The 17,745-nt window shown below is 75.3% G+C and carries 16 protein-coding genes; 10 read left to right on the forward strand and 6 right to left on the reverse strand.

Annotated features, from left to right (window positions below):
- Positions 1–242: 242 nt before the first annotated feature.
- Together ACIQ87_RS36210 and ACIQ87_RS36215 are read right to left on the reverse strand one after the other, a co-directional pair.
- The gene (locus ACIQ87_RS36210; RefSeq protein ID WP_402415545.1) at positions 243–3,014 is read right to left on the reverse strand and encodes a toxin glutamine deamidase domain-containing protein; all 2,772 of its coding nucleotides are present in this window, start codon (positions 3,012–3,014) and stop codon (positions 243–245) included.
- Positions 3,015–3,137: 123 nt separating this feature from the next.
- Positions 3,138–3,626: a hypothetical protein gene (locus ACIQ87_RS36215; RefSeq protein WP_402415548.1), complete on the reverse strand. Its 489-nt coding sequence runs from the start codon at positions 3,624–3,626 to the stop codon at positions 3,138–3,140.
- 241 nt (positions 3,627–3,867) lie between these two features.
- On the opposite strand from ACIQ87_RS36215, the gene ACIQ87_RS36220 reads away from it, so the two are divergent.
- Positions 3,868–4,764 (forward strand): hypothetical protein, encoded by an 897-nt coding sequence (locus tag ACIQ87_RS36220; RefSeq protein ID WP_392867763.1) that lies wholly within the window; start codon positions 3,868–3,870, stop codon positions 4,762–4,764.
- Positions 4,765–4,842: 78 nt separating this feature from the next.
- Here ACIQ87_RS36220 and ACIQ87_RS36225 read toward each other — a convergent pair whose 3' ends face one another.
- Both ACIQ87_RS36225 and ACIQ87_RS36230 read right to left on the reverse strand, forming a co-directional pair.
- Entirely contained in the window at positions 4,843–6,012 is a 1,170-nt protein-coding gene (locus ACIQ87_RS36225; RefSeq protein WP_402415551.1) for an NADH-quinone oxidoreductase subunit D, read from the reverse strand.
- Entirely contained in the window at positions 6,009–7,025 is a 1,017-nt protein-coding gene (locus ACIQ87_RS36230; protein WP_402415554.1) for an SAM-dependent methyltransferase, read from the reverse strand. The genes ACIQ87_RS36225 and ACIQ87_RS36230 overlap by 4 nt, the downstream gene beginning before the upstream one ends.
- Before the next feature lie 165 nt (positions 7,026–7,190).
- Here ACIQ87_RS36230 and ACIQ87_RS36235 point away from each other — a divergent pair, with 165 nt between their 5' ends.
- The 8 genes from ACIQ87_RS36235 to ACIQ87_RS36270 all read left to right on the forward strand — a co-directional run bounded on the left by ACIQ87_RS36235 (position 7,191) and on the right by ACIQ87_RS36270 (position 15,079).
- Positions 7,191–8,387, forward strand: coding sequence for a sensor histidine kinase (locus ACIQ87_RS36235; RefSeq protein ID WP_402415650.1), 1,197 nt, complete (start codon positions 7,191–7,193; stop codon positions 8,385–8,387).
- Between the two features lie 37 nt (positions 8,388–8,424).
- A complete protein-coding gene (locus ACIQ87_RS36240; protein ID WP_359822654.1) occupies positions 8,425–9,114 on the forward strand; it encodes a response regulator transcription factor in 690 nt (229 codons plus the stop codon).
- A gap of 100 nt (positions 9,115–9,214) precedes the next feature.
- Positions 9,215–10,150: a Rossmann-like and DUF2520 domain-containing protein gene (locus tag ACIQ87_RS36245; RefSeq protein ID WP_402415557.1), complete on the forward strand. Its 936-nt coding sequence runs from the start codon at positions 9,215–9,217 to the stop codon at positions 10,148–10,150.
- Positions 10,151–11,056 (forward strand): pantoate--beta-alanine ligase, encoded by a 906-nt coding sequence (gene panC / locus ACIQ87_RS36250; protein ID WP_402415560.1) that lies wholly within the window; start codon positions 10,151–10,153, stop codon positions 11,054–11,056. It abuts the gene before it with no gap.
- An 80-nt stretch (positions 11,057–11,136) separates the two neighbouring features.
- A complete protein-coding gene (panD, locus tag ACIQ87_RS36255) occupies positions 11,137–11,586 on the forward strand; it encodes an aspartate 1-decarboxylase (RefSeq protein WP_402415563.1) in 450 nt (149 codons plus the stop codon).
- A 15-nt stretch (positions 11,587–11,601) separates the two neighbouring features.
- Positions 11,602–13,272: an L-aspartate oxidase gene (locus ACIQ87_RS36260; protein ID WP_402415565.1), complete on the forward strand. Its 1,671-nt coding sequence runs from the start codon at positions 11,602–11,604 to the stop codon at positions 13,270–13,272.
- A 4-nt stretch (positions 13,273–13,276) separates the two neighbouring features.
- On the forward strand, positions 13,277–14,239 hold the full coding sequence (gene nadC / locus ACIQ87_RS36265; RefSeq protein WP_402415567.1) for a carboxylating nicotinate-nucleotide diphosphorylase: 963 nt from the start codon (positions 13,277–13,279) through the stop codon (positions 14,237–14,239).
- Between the two features lie 48 nt (positions 14,240–14,287).
- Positions 14,288–15,079, forward strand: coding sequence for a type III pantothenate kinase (locus ACIQ87_RS36270; RefSeq protein ID WP_402415570.1), 792 nt, complete (start codon positions 14,288–14,290; stop codon positions 15,077–15,079).
- A 7-nt stretch (positions 15,080–15,086) separates the two neighbouring features.
- On the opposite strand, the gene ACIQ87_RS36275 is transcribed toward ACIQ87_RS36270, so the two are convergent.
- Both ACIQ87_RS36275 and ACIQ87_RS36280 read right to left on the reverse strand, forming a co-directional pair.
- Positions 15,087–16,058, reverse strand: a complete 972-nt coding sequence (locus ACIQ87_RS36275; RefSeq protein WP_402415572.1) for a hypothetical protein — start codon at positions 16,056–16,058, stop codon at positions 15,087–15,089.
- Positions 16,059–16,115: 57 nt separating this feature from the next.
- Entirely contained in the window at positions 16,116–16,670 is a 555-nt protein-coding gene (locus ACIQ87_RS36280) for a SigE family RNA polymerase sigma factor (protein WP_402415575.1), read from the reverse strand.
- Between the two features lie 162 nt (positions 16,671–16,832).
- Here ACIQ87_RS36280 and ACIQ87_RS36285 point away from each other — a divergent pair, with 162 nt between their 5' ends.
- Entirely contained in the window at positions 16,833–17,585 is a 753-nt protein-coding gene (locus ACIQ87_RS36285) for a hypothetical protein (RefSeq protein ID WP_402415577.1), read from the forward strand.
- Positions 17,586–17,745: the final 160 nt, after the last annotated feature.

Genomic DNA, 17,745 nt, shown 5'->3' on the forward strand with positions numbered 1-17,745 from the left:
GATCCGCCAGTATTCTTCCTCGGCCCCATGCCCAAGGCATCGGCCGTTTCCGGCTCCGACGAAACCGATCCGTCAGGAACCGACTCGATCCGGTGGTCCGCCAGCAAGCTCATCAGTGTCTCCCTTGATCAGGGTGTCCACCGAATTCATGACACTCCCTGAGAAGTCGGCCGGGCCGACTTCCTGCGCGGGCCTCGTGATTCCCGCCGGGGTGGGTGGGGCGGGAGTTGGGTGAGGGCGGGTCAGGGGGTGGGGGTGAGGGGGCGGCCTTCGGGGGTGAGGGCGATGGCCCAGAGGCCGTGGGTGGCGGGGTGGAGGGGGGTGGGCGCCTGGCTGGCGAGTTGGTGGTCGAGGTAGGTGACGGTGTCCTGGTGGTTGACGGCGTTCCAGGCGTGCGGGCGGCCGTAGGCGTCGAGGGTGAGCAGGACGGCCTGGGAGCCGTGGCCGGCGCGGCGGAGGTCGTCGGCGAGGCGGTCGAAGGCCGGGCCGCCGTCGCCCAGGTCCCGGAACGGGGCGCCGAGTTCGCGTTCCGCGCGGTCGCGGCCGCCGCGTTCGCCGGCGTCGCCCTCGGTGGGGATGCGCGGGGCCGCGCAGGTCGGGCGGCCGGTGTAGCACTCGACCGCCGAGAGGGCGATCTCCAGGCTGTTGTTGGCCCGGCCCGGCTCGCAGTGGCCGCCGTCGTTGACGACCTCCGCCCAGCCGCCGACCGCCGGGTCGGGGTGGCGGACGGGCAGGCCGTCCTCGTCCCGGGGCACGCGGCGTTCGACCTCGGCCTGGTGCTCCGGGTCGACCGGCCCGAGCCCGCCCGGCAGGCCGTACGGGCGGCTGTCGGTGAAGCTGCGCGGCCGGGCCGCCGGGTCCTCCGGCGGGGCTCCGTGCCGTGCCCGCAGGGCGAGTTGGAGGGCCATCGCGTGGGCGGTCGCGACCGGGACCGCGCCCCAGGCGAGGGTGGGGTCGGCGGGGCCCGCCGCGTTCTCCCGCCGCCGGGGCTCCCCCGGGTGCGGCTCGGGCCGGCCGATCACCGGGGTGGTCCCGACGATCGGGGGTGCGGCCGGAGGCGGCGGGGCGGCGTGGACCGGCGGTCCGACGACCGGGTGCGGCGCGGCGCCGGCCGGGGTCCGGGCTCCCGGAGCGCCGGGCTGCGGCCCGCCGACGGCGGTACCGCCGCCCACCACACCGCCCGCCGCTCCACCGGCCCCACCCGCCGCGCCACCGGGGCTGCCGGACGCGCCCGCCCCGACGCCGCTGCCGAACGGAGCCGCCACGTTCACGGGCCCGCCGCCGCTGCCCGCCAGCGGCCCGGGCCCGACGGTGCCGACCGGCCCGGGCGCCTGGTACCCGCCGTGCCCGCTGTACCCGCCGCCGTACGCCGGGGCCGCGAACTGCCCGGGCACCGCGACCGGCCGGACCGTCGGCGGGGCCTCCGGCGCCGGGCCGTGCGAGGGACCGCCGACGGACGGTGCCGTGACGGGCGCGACCGGCGCACTCACCGAGTCCGTCCGTACGGTCACCGGCCCGCCGCCGACGCCACCACCGGCACTGCCGTGCGAGGAGGCCGCGGGCGCCTGGAGCGGGTAGTCCCCGTCCGACCAGCCCGCCGACCCGCCGCCCTGCCGGACCGGCGCGGCAGCGGACGGCGCCGAGTCGCCGCCACCGCCACCGCCACCCGCCGCCCGGTGCCCCGCCGAGCCCCAGAGGCCACCCCCGCCCCCGGCCGCCACCGCACCCGAGCCCACACCTGCACCCGCACCCGCCGAAGCGCCCGCCGCCACCGCCACATCCGGCCCGCCGACCACCGCCCCCGGGTCCGCCAGCGCGACCGAGGCCACCGTCACGGCCCCCGGCGCCTTCGGATCCGCCGGCCCGGCGGGCGTCCCACCCGCCGACGGCCTGTCGGCGCCGGGTTTGTCGCCACCCGGCCCGTCCGCCCCCGGTGTGAGCCCGGCGATCGGCACCCCGCGGACCGCCTTGCCGTCCTCGTCGGTGAGCACCGGCCGCCCGTGCTCGTCCAGCCGGACGGCCAGGTCAGCGACCCCGACCACGGGCTTCCCGTCCGGCCCGGGGACGACCAGCAGCCCGGTGGCGTCGGCCACCGGCGTGCCGTCGGCGCGCAGGATGACCGGCTGCCCGTCCGGGCCGAGGACCGGCTTGCCGTGCTCGTCCACCTTGACCGTCAGCCCGGGCACGCCGACCAGCGGCTTGCCGTCCTTCCCGGCGAGCAGGACCAGCCCGGAGCCGTCCGCGCCGAGCACGCCGGGTTCGCCGAGGGCGGCGGGCAGTCCGGCGGCGAGCGGGTCGAACGCGCCGGCGCGGTACGAGGCGGCGGTGATTCCCGTGCCCTGCGCGGTGCCGAGCTTCAGCAGGGCGACGGCGGCGGGCTCCTTGAGCGCGCCGGACAGGGCGTCCTTCATGGCACGGCCGAGTTCGGCGAGCAGTCCGCCGATCTTCAGCGCGGCGGCCTCGACGGCGACGGCCGCCACCCCCGCCGCGACCTGCTCGGCGGCGGCGTTCTTCAGCTTGGTGGCGAGGCCGCCGACGGCGGACTCCAGTCCGCCGACCACCCCGCTCTTCGTCGGGTCGCCGTCGACCGCCGCGGCGGCCCGGCCGGCCGCCTCCTTGGCCTTGGCGGCCTGCTCCTCGGCCTGCTTGAGCTCGGCGGCGAGCTGCCGCAGGGTCGCGATGATCTCGGCCTTGCAGGTGTCCACGGCCCGCGCGGCGGTGTCGAAGGCCCCGGCGACCAGCCCGACCGCGCTGTGCGCGTCGTCCAGGTGGCCCCTGCCGCCGCCGCTGAAGTCCTGCCAGTACGCGCCGAAGGCCTCGACCGCGTGGCCGGAGTTGTCGGCGGTGACCCGCCGGACGGACTCGCCGCAGCGCCGGGTGAGCCGGTCGGCCTCCTTGCCGAACTCGCGCCAGACCCCGGCGGCCTTGCGCAGGCCCTCCTCGTCGGCCTGCGGCCACTGCTGGCCGGTCCTGGCCAGCACCGGGGCCAGTTCCTCGGGCAGTTTCCTGGACACGCGCTTTCCCCCTTCGAGCCGGTCCGCCTTCGAACCGGTCCGCCTTCGAACCGGTCCGTCGTCGAACCCGGTCCGTCTCGAACCGCTCCGTCCTGGAGCCGGTCCGTCCTGGAGCCGGATCGGTCAGACCGACTTGTCCCCGGGGACGACGGGAACGGCCCCCGGGGTTGCCTCGGGCGCCGTCGAGTACACCGCGGACGTCACCGCCGGAACCGCCGGCACCGCCGACACCCCCGAGCCCGCCGGCGCCCCCGAGCCCTCCGGCACCGCCGTCGCCCCGAACCCGCTCGCCGCCGAGCTGTCCGTGTCCGCCGTCCGCGCGGCCATCGTGTGCAGCCCGGCCCCGACCCCGGTCACCCGCCCGGCCAACCCCCGCAGCCCGCCGACGAGCTCGCCGCGCGCCTGCCCGTACACGGTGGCGAAGCCGCTGCCCGGCTGGTCCGCGCCCCAGGGCGCGCCGACCGCGGCGAGACCCTGTTCCAGCGCGGTGACGGCCTTCGCCAGCTCGCCGCCGAGCTTCTCGAACTCCCGCCCCTCGCCATGCAGTTCCCACGGCCTGAGGACGAACTCCCCGTCCGCGCGGCCGGACGCCCCGGTGCTGCCGCCTGCCATCCCCGTACCTCCCCGTAGCGGGCCCGTAGCGGACCGGCCGCCATCCTAGGCACGCCGCCGGGCCCGCCCGCACGCCCCGCCGGACCTCTTCACCCCGCCTTCACCCCGGGCGTCCCCTCGGCCTGGGCCGCCGTCCGTCCCGCCCCCGGAACCGCCCCCGAAACCACCCCCGGGACCGCCCGCGGAACCTCCACCGGTCCCGCCACCGCGCCACCACCCCCGAAAGCTCTACCCTTGCCGAGTGGCACCAGCAGAAACGTCCAAGAAGAAGGCCAAGGCGAAGCCCAAGGCCTCCCCCGCCCCCGTCGACCTCGCGATGCCGACCCTGCGCCGCGAGATCCCGCGCGACGAGGTCCCGCTCGACTTCCCCCGCGCCTGGGTCGAGTTCGCCGACCCCGCCGACGAGGAGCAGGTCTTCCGCTGCGACCTCACCTGGCTGACCTCCCGCTGGTCCTGCGTCTTCGGCCAGGGCTGCCACGGCATCCGCGAGGGCCGGGGCGAGTCGGACGGCTGCTGCACGCTGGGCGCGCACTACTCGGACGAGGACGACGAGCAGCGCGTCCTGGGGCACGCGGCCCGGCTGACCCCCGAGCTGTGGGAGAACTTCGCCGAGGGCACCGACGCCAAGGGCCGGATCAGGTCCGACGGCGGCATCACCATGCTGGACGAGGACGGCGACCGCCAGACCCGCCGGGTCGGCGGCGCCTGCATCTTCGTGAACAGCCCGGACTTCGCGGGCGGCGCCGGCTGCGCCCTGCACGCGCTCGCGCTCAAGGAGGGCCGCGAGCCGCTGGAGACCAAGCCGGACGTCTGCTGGCAGCTGCCGATCCGCCGCACCTACGACTGGATCGACCGCCCCGACGACACCCGCTACCTCCAGGTGTCGATCGGCGAGTACGACCGCCGCGGCTGGGGCCCGGGCGGCCACGACCTGCACTGGTGGTGCACCGGCGCCCCGGCGGCCCACCAGGGCGCGGAGCCGGTGTACGTCAGCTACCGCCCCGAGCTCACCGAGCTGATGGGCAGGGCCGGCTACGAGGTGCTGGCCCGGCTGTGCGAGGAGCGGATCGCCACCAAGGGCGACCGCAAGGTGGCCCCGCACCCGGCCGACCCGGTCAAGAAGCCCAAGAAGGCCTGACCGGGGCGCCAGGACGTCCGGCCCACCGGACGTCCTGGCGGGCCGGAGCCCGGAAACCCGGGGCCGGGCCCGAAGCCCCTACTTGTCGATGTCCCCGACCACGAAGAACATCGACCCCAGGATCGCCACCATGTCCGCGACCAGCGTCCCCGGCAGCAGCTCGGTCAGCGCCTGGATGTTGTTGAAGGACGCCGAGCGCAGCTTGAGCCGCCACGGCGTCTTGTCGCCGCGCGAGACCAGGTAGTAACCGTTGATCCCGAGCGGGTTCTCGGTCCACGCGTAGGTGCTGCCCTCGGGGGCCTTGAGCACCTTGGGCAGCCGCTGGTTGACCGGTCCTGGCGGCAGCGCGGCGAGCTTGTCGAGGCAGGCGTCGGCGAGGTCCAGCGAGTTGAGGGTCTGCTCCAGCAGGCACTCGAAGCGGGCCAGGCAGTCGCCCTCCTCGCGGGTGACCACGGTGAGCACCTGCCGCAGTTCCTCGGAGCCGTACGCGAGGTACGGCTCGTCGCGGCGCAGGTCGAGGTCCAGGCCGCTGGCCCGGGCGATCGGGCCGCTGACGCCGTACGCCTCGGCCTGCGCCCGGGTGAGGACGCCGACGCCGGCGGTGCGGGCGCGGAAGATCTCGTTGCCGAGGACGAGGTCCTCGAAGACCGGCAGCTGCGATCGCACGGTGGCGACGGCGGTGCGGACCCGGCCGAGCCAGCCGGCCGGCAGGTCCTCCTTGAGGCCGCCGACCCGGTTGAACATGTAGTGCATCCGGCCGCCGGAGGCCTCCTCCAGCACGTGCTGGAGGTCCTCGCGGCCGTTGAAGGCGTGGAAGACCGGGGTGATCCCGCCCAGCTCCAGCGGGTACGAGCCGAGGAACATCAGGTGGTTGAGCACCCGGTTGAGTTCGGCGAGCAGGGTGCGGATCCACACCGCCCGCTCGGGGACCTCCATGCCGAGCATCCGCTCGACGGCCATGACGACGCCGAGCTCGTTGGAGAAGGCGGACAGCCAGTCGTGCCGGTTGGCCAGCATGATGATCTGCCGGTAGTCGCGGGCCTCGAACAGCTTCTCGGCGCCCCGGTGCATGTAGCCGATCACCGGCTCGGCGCTCACGACGCGCTCGCCGTCGAGCAGCATCCGCAGCCGCAGCACGCCGTGGGTGGCCGGGTGCTGCGGGCCGATGTTGAGCACCATGTCGGTGGTGCCCGCCGCGCCGGTGAAGTTCTCGGCTCCCGCCCCGATGCCGACCGTGGTCTCCCTCATGCCCCCAGAGTCTGCCATCCCGGCAGGCCCGCCAAGCTCACCGGTTCCGGCATGCGGACGGCCTGCACCAGCCACCCGAAGGCGCCGAGGCCGCCCGGGTCGGTCAGCTCGGCCCCCTCCCCCGCCCCGCCGAGTGCCCGCAGGTAGCCGGCCGGGTCGCTGGAGGCCAGCGCGAGCGCCGGGCGCTCACCACTCACGCCGAGCGCGCGCAACGCCTCACGCTGGGTTGTCCACAGGCTGTGGAGACCGGGCACGGCGGCGGAGTCCAGCGCGACGTGCGCGGTGACGTCGCAGGAGCCGTCCGGCACCGGGGCCACCTCCCGGCCGTCCCGGAAGCCCGCGTACGTGCCGAACGGCGGCCGCCGCCCGGCGGTGTGCCCGTAGTCGACGGCGACGGCCAGCCCGCGCTCCAGCCCGGCCACGGCCCGCGCCCAGGCGGCGTCGCGGGGCGCGCCGAACTCCACCACCTCGCCGGGCTCCGCGGCCGGCCACCAGCGGCCGGCCCAGGCCGCGTCGGCCGCCGAGACCGGCTCGCCGAGGCGCTGGTCGCCGGTCGCGGTGTCCACCTCGAGGTAGCGCAGCACCCCGTCCTCGTCCACCTCGCCGGCGTCCAGCGGGACGTTGTCCAGCCACTCGTTGGCGAACAGCAGCCCGGTCACCCCGCGCGGCGGCTCGTCCGTCCACAGGGCTGTGGACGGCAGGCCGGCCGGACGCCCCGCGATCTCCACGCCGTAGGGGCGCAGCCGCGCCAGCACCGGCGCGGGCAGCTCGGCCAGGACCCCGGTGAGCAGTTCGCCCCGTCCGGCCCCCATGTCGACCAGGGTCAGCTCCTCCGGACGGCCGAGGGCCTCGTCAACCTCCAGCAGCAGCCGGGCCACCGCGCGGGCGAACCTCGGTGAGGCGTGCACGGAGGTGCGGAAGTGCCCGGCCGGGCCCTCCGGCCTGCGGTAGAACCCCTGCCCGGGGTCGTACAGGGCCTGTTCCATGGCGGGCGCCCACCGCATCCAAGTCATGGGAGGCGACGCTACCCGGCCGCGGGCGGGCCCTCCCCATCGGCTCAGGTGCTTCTCCGACCTACGGAGTAGGGCGGATCGCCCTACCGGCGGACCTGGGCACACCGGGCGACTGCCTACGCTGGACACGTGCATCGACTCAACGCCTGGCTCCGCCGTCACCCCATGGTGGTCGACGCCGCCTGGGCGGCGATCGTGCTGTTCTTCGGCCTGATCCCGAACGAGGCCAACGTCGACGAGGGCTGGCGCTTCGACGCCTCGGTCGCGGTCGCGGTGCTGCTGCCGCTGCTGATGGTCTTCCGGCGGCGCTTCCCCGACCTCACGGTGGTCGTCGCCACCTGCGTCGGCGTCGGCCAGGTGATCGCGGGCGTCACACCGGGCTTCTCCTCGGTCGCCTACCTGGTCTTCGCCTACACGGGCGCCGCCTTCGGCCACAAGTGGACCTCCCGGCTGGCCCTGGCGGCCGGCCTGTCCGCCGGGCCGCTGGTGTTCTGGCAGATGAAGCCGGTGAAGACGGTCGTCGACGGGGCCGGCGACGTCCACACCCGCCCGTACGGCTTCGGCGAGGCGGCGATGATCACGCTGCTGATGAGCACGCCGTTCATCCTCTGCTGGGCCTGGGGCCGGCTGACCAGGGTCCGCCGCGCCTACCTGACCGAGCTGGAGGACCGCGCCGCCCGGCTGGAGCGCGAGCGGGACGCCCAGTCCAAGGTGGCGGTCGCCGCCGAGCGGGCCCGGATCGCCCGCGAGCTGCACGACGTGGTCGCCCACAACGTCTCGGTGATGATCGTCCAGGCCGACGGCGCCGCGTACGTCCTGGACAACTCCCCGCAGCAGGCGAAGGAGGCGCTCGGCACGATCGCCTCCACCGGCCGCCAGGCGCTGGTCGAGATGCGCCGGCTGCTGGGCGTGCTGCGCACCGCCGACACCAAGGCCGAGGAGTACGTGCCGCAGCCGGGCGTCGAGGAGCTGCCGGAGCTGCTGGAGCAGGTCCGCACGGCCGGGCTGGACGTGGACTACGCCACCTCCGGGCAGCCGCGCGAGCTGCCGCGCGGCGTCGAGCTGACCGTCTACCGGATCGTCCAGGAGGCGCTCACCAACGTCCGCAAGCACGGCGGCCCCGACGTGCACGCCCGGGTCGCGGTCGACTTCGGCGAGCGCGAGCTGGCCGTCCTGGTGGAGGACGACGGGCGCGGCAGCACCGACGAGCACCTGACCGCCGGCGGCGCGGACGGCCTCGGCCACGGCCTGATCGGCATGCGCGAACGCGTCGGCATGGTCAGCGGCAGCCTCGACGTGGGCCCCCGCCCCGGCGGCGGCTTCCGGATCCGCGCCGTCCTGCCGCTCAAGGCGGCCCACTAGCCCAGTCCGCCGTCCACCCCCTCCAAGGAGTCCCACCTTGACCATCCGCGTGATGCTCGTCGACGACCAGGAACTGCTGCGCACCGGTTTCCGGATGATCCTCCAGTCACAGGGCGACATCGAGATCGCCGCCGAGGCGGGCGACGGCGCTCAGGCCCTGGAGAAGCTGCGTCACACCGAGGTGGACGTGATCCTGATGGACGTCCGGATGCCACGGCTGGACGGCGTGCAGGCGACCCGCCGGATCTGCCTGGCCGAGGACGGCAGTCCGTTGCCGAACGCCCCGCACGTGCTCATCCTCACCACCTTCGACCTGGACGAGTACGCCTTCGCCGCGCTCAAGGCCGGCGCCAGCGGCTTCCTGCTCAAGGACGTCCCGCCGACCGAGCTGGTGGCCGCGATCCGCGCGGTGCACGGCGGGGACGCGGTGGTCGCCCCGACCACCACCCGCCGGATGATCGACCGCTTCGCCGAGGTGCTGCCCACCCCGCAGAGCGCGCCCGGCTCCGACGTCCTCGGCCCGCTGACCGAGCGCGAGCGGGAGGTGTTCCTGCTGGTCGCCCAGGGCCTGTCGAACGGCGAGATCGCGGCCCGGCTGGTGCTCTCGGAGGCCACCGTGAAGACCCACGTCGGCCGGATCCTGGCCAAGCTGGGCCTGCGCGACCGGGTGCAGGCCGTGGTCCTGGCGTACGAGGCCGGGCTGATCCGGGCCGGGGCCTCGGACTAGCCACCTCGGGCCCGGACGGGCCGCGGCGGCGCCCGTACACTGGGGCGGTACGTCCGGTACCCGTCGCGGACCGGAACGGTCATTCAGGACAAGGGTGGACATGGGTTCGTCCGACTTCAGCGAGTTCGCCCCGTTCGGCGACCCCGGTGACCCCGGCAACCGGCCCGCCCGGCTGGCCGTCGGCGTGGTCGGCACCGGCCGGGTGGGCCCCGCGCTGGGCGCGGCGCTCCAGCTCGCCGGGCACACCGTGGTCGCCGCCTCCGGGGTGTCCGCCGTCTCCCGCCGCCGCGCCGAGGCGCTGCTGCCGGGCGTGCGGATCGTCACCCCGCCGCAGGTCCTGGCCGCCGCCGACCTGGTGCTGCTGACCGTCCCGGACGACGCGCTGGCCGACCTGGTGGGCGGCCTCGCCGCCACCGGCGCCGTCCGCCCCGGGCAGCTGCTGGTGCACACCTCCGGCGCGCACGGCGTCGGCATCCTGGAGCCCGCCACCCGGGCCGGGGCGCTGCCGCTGGCCCTGCACCCGGCGATGACCTTCACCGGCACCTCGGTGGACCTGGCCCGGCTGGCCGGCTGCCCGTTCGGCGTGACCGCCCCCGAGGAGCTGCGGCCGGTCGCCGAGGCCCTGGTGGTGGAGATGGGCGGCGAGCCCGAGTGGGTGCCCGAGGACGTCCGCCCGCTCTACCACACCGCCCTCGCCCACGGCTCGAACCACCTGGTCACCCTGGTCGCCCAGGCGATGGACCTGCTGCGCACGGCCGGCGTCGCCGAGCCGGGCCGGATGCTCGGCCCGCTGCTGGGCGCCGCCCTGGACAACAGCCTGCGCTCCGGCGACGCGGCCCTCACCGGCCCGGTCGCCCGGGGCGACTCGGGCACCGTACGGCGCCACCTGGCGCAGCTCAGTACGGTGTCCCCGGACATCCCGGCGGCCTACCGTGCGATGGCCCGCGCCACCGCACAGCGGGCGCTCGCCAACGGGACGATCGACGAAACGTCGGCGGCGGCGCTGCTGGACGTACTGAACGAGGAGAAGCCCTAGATGGCACGCGGTAAGCAGTCGAACAAGCCCCAGCGGACGCCGAAGGTCCACCGGGCCGTCGTCACCCGCACCGTGGACGAATTCGAGGCCGCGTTCTGGCCGGACGAGCAGCCGGTGGACAACGCCGTCGTGATGACCATGGGCGCGCTGCACGAGGGCCACGCCGCGCTGATCCGGGCCGCCCGCAAGCAGGTCGGCCGGGACGGCCGGGTCGCGGTGACGGTCTTCGTCAACCCGCTCCAGTTCGGCGCGGGCGAGGACCTGGAGCGCTACCCGCGCACCCTCGACGAGGACGTGCGGCTGGCCGAGGAGCACGGCGCCGACGTGGTCTTCGCGCCGTCCGTCGACGAGGTCTACCCGAACGGCGAGCCGCAGGTGCGCCTGGTGGCCGGCCCGATGGGCGAGCGCTACGAGGGCGCCACCCGGCCCGGCCACTTCGACGGCGTGCTGACCGTGGTCGCCAAGCTGCTGCACATCACCGACCCGGACTTCGCGTTCTTCGGCGAGAAGGACGCCCAGCAGCTGGCGATCATCCAGCGGATGGTCGCCGACCTGGACTTCGACGTCGAGATCGTCGGCGTGCCGACCGTCCGCGAGGAGGACGGCCTGGCGCTGTCCTCGCGCAACCGCTACCTCTCGGCGGAGGAGCGCGCCCACGCGCTCGCCCTGTCCAAGGCCCTGTTCGCCGGCCGGGACGCCGCCGCGCAGGGCCCGAAGGCCGTCCGCGAGGCCGCCTCGGCCGCCCTGGACGGCGCCGAGGGCGTCACCCTGGACTACCTCGCCCTGATCGACCCGCACGACTTCTCGGAGGCGGCGGACGACTTCCAGGGCGAGGCGGTGCTGGCCGTCGCCGCGAAGGTGGGCCCGACCCGCCTGATCGACAACGTCCGCATCATCATCCGCTGATTCACCGGCGGCGACACCGGCAGCGACACCCGCAGCAACACCCCCCTTCAGGCATGCACTCACAGGAGGCGTGACCCGCAATGCTCCGCACCATGCTCAAGTCCAAGATCCACCGGGCCACCGTGACCCAGGCCGACCTGCACTACGTGGGATCCGTCACGGTGGACGAGGACCTGCTCGACGCCGCCGACCTGCTCCCCGGCGAGCTGGTCCACATCGTCGACATCAACAACGGCGCCCGGCTGGAGACGTACACCATCGCCGGCCCGCGCGGCTCCGGCGTGATCGGCATCAACGGCGCCGCCGCCCGCCTCGTCCACCCCGGCGACCTCGTCATACTCATCGCCTACGGGCAGATGGACACGGCCGAGGCCAAGGGCTACGAACCGAAGGTCGTCTTCGTGGACCAGCGGAACCGGATCACCGGCCTGGGCGGGGACGCCGCGGAGGCCCAGGAGGGCACCGGACTGCTCCGGGGGGACAAGGCGTACGGTGACGGCAACGGCGCGGCCGACGCCGCCTCGCGCTGAAGGAGCCACCCACCCATGTCCACGCACCGCCTCACCGCCCCGGCCCCCGGCTGGACCGCCACCACCGACGTGGTCGTGGTCGGCTCCGGGGTCGCCGGCCTCACCGTCGCGCTCAACGTCCGCAAGGCCGGCCTGCGGGCCATGGTGGTCACCAAGGCGATGCTGGACGACGGCTCCACCCGCTGGGCCCAGGGCGGCATCGCGGCCGCCCTGGGCGAGGGGGACACCCCCGAACAGCACCTGGACGACACCCTGGTGGCCGGCGCCGGGCTCTGCGACGAGGAGGCCGTGCGCACCCTGGTCACCGAGGGCCCGGACGCCGTCCGCCGACTGATCGCGGTCGGCGCCGCCTTCGACCGCGGCGCGGCCGGCGAGATCCTGCTGACCCGCGAGGGCGGCCACCACCGCAACCGGATCGCGCACGCGGGCGGGGACGCGACCGGCGCCGAGATATCGCGCGCCCTGGTCGCCGCCGTCCGCACCGACCCCGACATCGAGCTGATCGAGCACGCGCTGGTGCTCGACCTGCTGACCGACTCCGACGGCCACGCCGCCGGGCTCACCCTGCACGTGATGGGCGAGGGAGCGCGCGACGGCGTCGGCGCCGTCCGGGCCCGCGCGGTGGTGCTCGCCACCGGCGGCATGGGCCAGGTCTTCTCGGCCACCACCAACCCGGCAGTCTCCACCGGCGACGGCGTGGCGCTCGCGCTGCGGGCCGGCGCCGCCGTCACCGACCTGGAGTTCGTCCAGTTCCACCCGACCGTGCTCTGGCTCGGCCCGGAGGCCGAGGGCCAGCAGCCGCTGGTCTCCGAGGCCGTGCGCGGCGAGGGCGCCCACCTGGTGGACGCGGACGGCGTCCGGTTCATGCTCGGGCAGCACGAGCTGGCCGAACTGGCCCCGCGCGACATCGTCGCCAAGGCGATCACCCGGCGCATGCAGGAGCAGGGCGCCGAGCACATGTTCCTGGACGGGCGGCACTTCGGCGCCGAGATGTGGGAGCGGCGCTTCCCGACCATCCTCGCCTCCTGCCGCGCCCACGGCATCGACCCGGTCACCGAGCCGATCCCGGTCGCCCCGGCCGCGCACTACGCCTCCGGCGGCGTGCGCACCGACCCGCGCGGCCGCACCAGCGTCCCCGGCCTGTACGCCTGCGGCGAGGTCGCCTGCACCGGGGTGCACGGCGCCAACCGGCTGGCCTCCAACTCGCTGCTGGAGGGCCTGGTCTTCGCCGAGCGGATCGCCGCCGACCTGGCCGAGCGGCACGGGGCCGGCGAACTGCCCGAGCGCACCGTGGACGTCGAGGCCGCCCGGTCGGCGCACGCCGTCCCGCTGCCCGCCTCCGAGGCGCGCGCCGAGATCCAGCGGCTGATGTCGCGCGGCGCGGGCGTGCTGCGCTCGGCCGCCTCGATGGCCGGCGCCGCGGCCGGCCTCGCCCTGATCGCCGAGCAGGCCTACGCGCACGTCGCCGAGGAGAAGCCGGCCGACCCCCGGGTGGAGACCTGGGAGGCCGCCAACCTCCTCCTGGTCGCCACCGCCCTGGTCGCGGCCGCCGCGCAGCGCGCGGAGACCCGCGGCTGCCACTGGCGCGAGGACTTCCCCGAGCGCGACGACGCCCACTGGCGGCGCCACCTGATCACCACCCTCGCCGCCGCCGGCGGCCCGGTCAGCACCCCTGAGGAGCAGTAGAACCATGACCCACTCCCACGAGGAACTCCCGATGGCCGGCGGCTGCGGCGACGGCTGCGCCTGCGGGGACGGCGAGGGCTACGAGACCGGCCTGGACCCGCAGCTGGCCGAGCTGCTGGAGCAGGCCGGGCTGGACCCGGTCGAGGTCGAGGACATCGCCACCCTGGCGCTGGCCGAGGACCTCGCCGGCGGCGAGGACGTCACCTCGGTGGCGACCGTGCCCGCCGAGTCCGTCGCGACCGCCGACTTCACCGCCCGCCAGGCCGGCGTGGTGGCCGGCCTGCGGGTCGCCGAGGCGGTCGTCTCGCTGATCTGCGAGGAGGAGTTCGAGGTCGAGCGGCACGTCGAGGACGGCGACCGGGTGGAGGCCGGCCAGGTGCTGCTCTCCGTCCGCTCGCGCACCCGCGACCTGCTGACCGCCGAGCGCAGCGCGCTCAACCTGCTCTGCCACCTGTCCGGCATCGCCACCGCGACCCGCGCCTGGGCGGACGCCCTGGAGGGCACCGGCGCGGTGGTCCGGGACACCCGCAAGACCACCCCGGGCCTGCGCGCGCTGGAGAAGTTCGCGGTGCGCTGCGGCGGCGGCGCCAACCACCGGATGGCGCTCTCGGACGCGGCGCTGGTGAAGGACAACCACGTGGTCGCGGCCGGCGGCGTGGCCGAGGCCTTCCGGGCCGTCCGGGCCGCGTACCCGGAGCTGCCGGTCGAGGTCGAGGTGGACACCCTGGAGCAGATCCCGCCGGTGCTGGACGCCGGGGCGGACCTGATCCTGCTGGACAACTTCACCGTCGGGCAGCTGAAGGAGGCCGTGACGCTGGTGGCCGGCCGGGCGAAGCTGGAGGCCTCCGGCGGACTGACCCTGGCCAGCGCGCGCGAGGTCGCCCAGACTGGTGTCGACTACCTGGCCGTGGGCGCGCTCACCCACTCCTCGCCGATCCTGGACATCGGCCTGGACCTGCGCGCCTGACCGTCAGCGGTCGAGCACAGCCCCGTCCCGACTCGCAGAAAGCGCCCCATGCTCCTCACCATCGACGTCGGCAACACCCAGACCACACTCGGCCTGTTCGACGGCGAGGACGTGGTGGAACACTGGCGGATCTCCACCGATCCGCGCCGCACGGCCGATGAACTGGCGGTGCTGCTGCAGGGGTTGATGGGCAACCACACCGCGGTCCGGGAGGCCGCGGTGGAGGGCCTGGCGATCTGCTCGTCTGTCCCCGCCGTGCTCCACGAGCTCCGCGAGGTGACCCGCCGCTACTACGGCGACGTCCCCGCGGTGATCGTGGAGCCCGGCGTGAAGACCGGGGTGCACGTCCTGATGGACAACCCCAAGGAGGTCGGCGCCGACCGGATCGTCAACGCGCTGGCCGCCAACCACCTGTACGGCGGCCCGTGCATCGTGGTCGACTTCGGCACCGCGACCACCTTCGACGCCGTCAACGCGCGCGGCGACTACGTCGGCGGGGCGATCGCCCCGGGCATCGAGATCTCGGTCGAGGCGCTCGGCGTCCGCGGCGCCCAGCTGCGCAAGATCGAACTGGCCCGTCCGCGCAACGTGATCGGCAAGAACACCGTCGAGGGCATGCAGTCCGGCATCCTCTACGGCTTCGCCGGCCAGGTCGACGGCCTGGTCGAGCGGATGGCCCGGGAGCTCGCCAAGGACCCGGACGACGTCCAGGTGATCGCCACCGGCGGTCTCGCCTCGCTCGTCCTCGGCGAGGCCACCACCATCGACGTGCACGAGCCCTGGCTGACCCTGATCGGCCTGCGCCTGGTGTACGAGCGCAACCGGCCCGCCGCCGCCTGAGCGGCGCTCAGCTTCCGGGCGTCGGGAAGGCGGACAGGGTGGTCGGCCCTGACATCGGCTCCGCGGAGGGGGACGGGGTGCCGCTCCACGCGCCCTCCCCGGGGAGGGGTCGGGGAAGAGCCGGCCGGAGGACCCCCTCGGGCGGCGACGGCAGCGGGAGGGTCGCTCCCGGGGTCGGCTTCCCCGCCCGCGAGTCCTTGACCGCCGCCGCGACCTTCTTCCAGCGCGGGTCCTTCACCACCGCGGCGAGCTGCTCCAGCGTCAGCGGCGGGTCGGCCCGGGTGATCGGGGTGCCCTGCTCCAGCGGCTTGCGGTTCCACTCCTGGAGCATCATCAGGTAGCCGTCCCCGGCCAGCTTGGCGGACCAGGCCTTCGCCCCCTCCGGTTCGCCGCTGCGCGTGCCGGCCTGGTAGACGGTCAGCTTGGTGCCGTCCGGAAGGACCGACGCGGAGCAGGCGTCCGCGGTCGGCTGCCCGGCCGGCAGCTCGGTCGGCACGCCGGCCGGGCAGCCCATCATGTCGGTGCTGCCCCCGATGATCCAGAACAGGTACTGCACCGGTCCGTGGCCGTCGTCCAGCACCAGCCGCAGCTGCGGGCTGCCACTCTCGGTGCCGCGCGCCTCGCCGACCGTCACCGTCCCCTGCGGCAGCAGCTCGGTGAGCATCCGCAGGAACTCGGGGCCGGAGACCGGGGCGGCGGACGGGTGGCTCGACGCCGTACCGCCCGCCGCGCCGACCACCGCCGTGCCCTGCCCGGGCAGCAGGCCGCCGAGCGCGGCGCCACCCACCCCGACCAGGGCCAGGGCGGCGGCGCCCGCCGCGGTGCCCACCCGCCGCCGCCTGCGAAGCCGGCGGCCGTACGACCAGCCGGTGTCGACCAGCCGGGTGCCGTCGGTGTCATAGGCCCCGCCGGCCCGGCCGAGGGCCTGGGTGAAGGCCCGCTCGAACCGCTCGTCGGGCCCGTCGTGCTCTGCGGACATGCTGAACCAACCTCTCTGCCAACTGATTTGACGTGACGAACGGGCGGCCCGGCGGCTTCAGCGCCCGGCCAGTTCACCGATGCCGTCGCCGAGCACCGTCCGGATCCGGCCGAGCGCGCGGTGGGACTGGGTCCGGACGGCGCCCGGGGTGAGCCGCAGGACGGCCGCGGTCTCCTCGACGCTGCGGTCCTCCCAGTAGCGCAGGACCAGTACGGCCCGGTCGCGGGGCGCGAGCCGGCCGAGCGCGTCCACCAGGGCCAGCCGCAGGTCCGGGTCCCCCTGCGGGGCCGCGCCGTCCGGCACCTCGTCGACCGGCCGCTCGCCGCTGGAGCGGCGGCCGCGGTGCGTGAGGAAGGCCCGCACCAGCACGGTGTGGGCGTACCCGGTCGGGTTGTCGATCCGGCGTTTGGCCCCGAACCACGAGGTGCGGTGCCACTGGACGTAGACCCGCCCGAGCGCCTCCTGCACCAGGTCCTCGGCCAGGTGGGTGTCCCCGCCGGTGAGCAGGCAGGCCGACCGGTAGAGCGGTCGGGCGCGGGCGGCTGCGAAGGCCTGGAATTCCTCGTCCCGCCGCCCGCCCCGGGCCGCCTTCCCCTGACCGTCCGGTTGCATCCTGCCCGGCCCCCTCACTCGTTCTCCCCTGACACCTGGATGACCAGGTGTCCCCCCGGCGGCGTTACAGGCGGCGGCGAAAGGCTTCTTCGCCGGGCCGAACGTGGGTGGTTCGGCGCGACGTTACCGACAAATCGGATATTCCTCACGTAGTGTCAGCCCATGCCTACGCCACACGGATCGCGCGGCGGCATGGCCTTCAGCGCCGACGAAGTCCGCGTGCTGCGCCGCGCCCTCGCCCAAGCCCTGCACCCCGCCGTCCCCGTCCACCTCCAGGGGCCCGACCGGCCGGCGTTCGCCGGGCCGGGCGCCGAACTGTGGGCGGAGGACGTCCAGGACGCCCTGCGCCTGACCGAGGCGATCGACGAGGCCGTCCAGGAGGGCGGCCGGCTGCGCGCCTTCCTGCTCGCCGACCTCGGTCGCTACCGCTCCGCCCTGCCCGGCAGCGCCCCCGGCTACCTGCAGCGGCTGGAGGAGGCGGTGACCGACGGGTACCTGCCCGGGCCCGAGGACCTCACCGCGCTGCGCGGGCTGACCCGCCAGCCCTGCGGCCAGGGCGAACGGGCCCGCCGCTCCCGGCTCGCCGGGCGCTGCCACGCGCTGGCCGAGGCCGCCGTCCGCGAGCGGCTCGCCCTCCACACCGGGGCGCCCCGCCACCTGGTGGCCGTACCGAGCCCCGCCGCACCGCCGAACAGTCACCCCACCCCTGTAGGAGGACGGACCCCCATGAGCAGCACCGACTCCCGCCCGGAGCAGCCCGCCGCCGCGACGAACCCGCCGCCCCGTCCGCACCGGATGCCCACCCCCGCCGAACTGTTCGGCCGCCGCCCCAAGCCCCCCACCCGACCGGCCCCGCCGGCCGACCGGACCCCCGAGGACGTGGAGGACGTCGAACTCGCCACCGGCACCGGCTGAGCCGGCCACCGCCCCCGGAGGGGAGACCGCCCGTCGCGGTCTCCCCTCCGTCCGCATGCCGGTCCATGTGTCGACAATGCCGTCGTTCCGCCGGCCGCCGACGGTCACGTCTTCATAACTTCCCCCCGCTGACCAGGCCGTTCGATCCCGGCCTGGGCGA

The sequence above is a fragment of the Kitasatospora sp. NPDC096204 genome, from assembly GCF_044763205.1.
Classification (GTDB): domain Bacteria; phylum Actinomycetota; class Actinomycetes; order Streptomycetales; family Streptomycetaceae; genus Kitasatospora.

Bases quoted from the DNA above. Each gene is read 5' to 3' on its own strand.
- ACIQ87_RS36215 (WP_402415548.1), bottom strand. From the start codon at position 3,626: ATGGCAGGCGGCAGCACCGGGGCGTCCGGCCGCGCGGACGGGGAGTTC.
- ACIQ87_RS36225 (WP_402415551.1), bottom strand. From the start codon at position 6,012: ATGAGGGAGACCACGGTCGGCATCGGGGCGGGAGCCGAGAACTTCACC.
- ACIQ87_RS36230 (WP_402415554.1), bottom strand. From the start codon at position 7,025: ATGACTTGGATGCGGTGGGCGCCCGCCATGGAACAGGCCCTGTACGAC.
- ACIQ87_RS36235 (WP_402415650.1), top strand. From the start codon at position 7,191: ATGGTGGTCGACGCCGCCTGGGCGGCGATCGTGCTGTTCTTCGGCCTG.
- ACIQ87_RS36245 (WP_402415557.1), top strand. From the start codon at position 9,215: ATGGGTTCGTCCGACTTCAGCGAGTTCGCCCCGTTCGGCGACCCCGGT.
- panC (WP_402415560.1), top strand. From the start codon at position 10,151: ATGGCACGCGGTAAGCAGTCGAACAAGCCCCAGCGGACGCCGAAGGTC.
- panD (WP_402415563.1), top strand. From the start codon at position 11,137: ATGCTCCGCACCATGCTCAAGTCCAAGATCCACCGGGCCACCGTGACC.
- ACIQ87_RS36260 (WP_402415565.1), top strand. From the start codon at position 11,602: ATGTCCACGCACCGCCTCACCGCCCCGGCCCCCGGCTGGACCGCCACC.
- nadC (WP_402415567.1), top strand. From the start codon at position 13,277: ATGACCCACTCCCACGAGGAACTCCCGATGGCCGGCGGCTGCGGCGAC.
- ACIQ87_RS36270 (WP_402415570.1), top strand. From the start codon at position 14,288: ATGCTCCTCACCATCGACGTCGGCAACACCCAGACCACACTCGGCCTG.
- ACIQ87_RS36275 (WP_402415572.1), bottom strand. From the start codon at position 16,058: ATGTCCGCAGAGCACGACGGGCCCGACGAGCGGTTCGAGCGGGCCTTC.
- ACIQ87_RS36280 (WP_402415575.1), bottom strand. From the start codon at position 16,670: ATGCAACCGGACGGTCAGGGGAAGGCGGCCCGGGGCGGGCGGCGGGAC.
- ACIQ87_RS36285 (WP_402415577.1), top strand. From the start codon at position 16,833: ATGCCTACGCCACACGGATCGCGCGGCGGCATGGCCTTCAGCGCCGAC.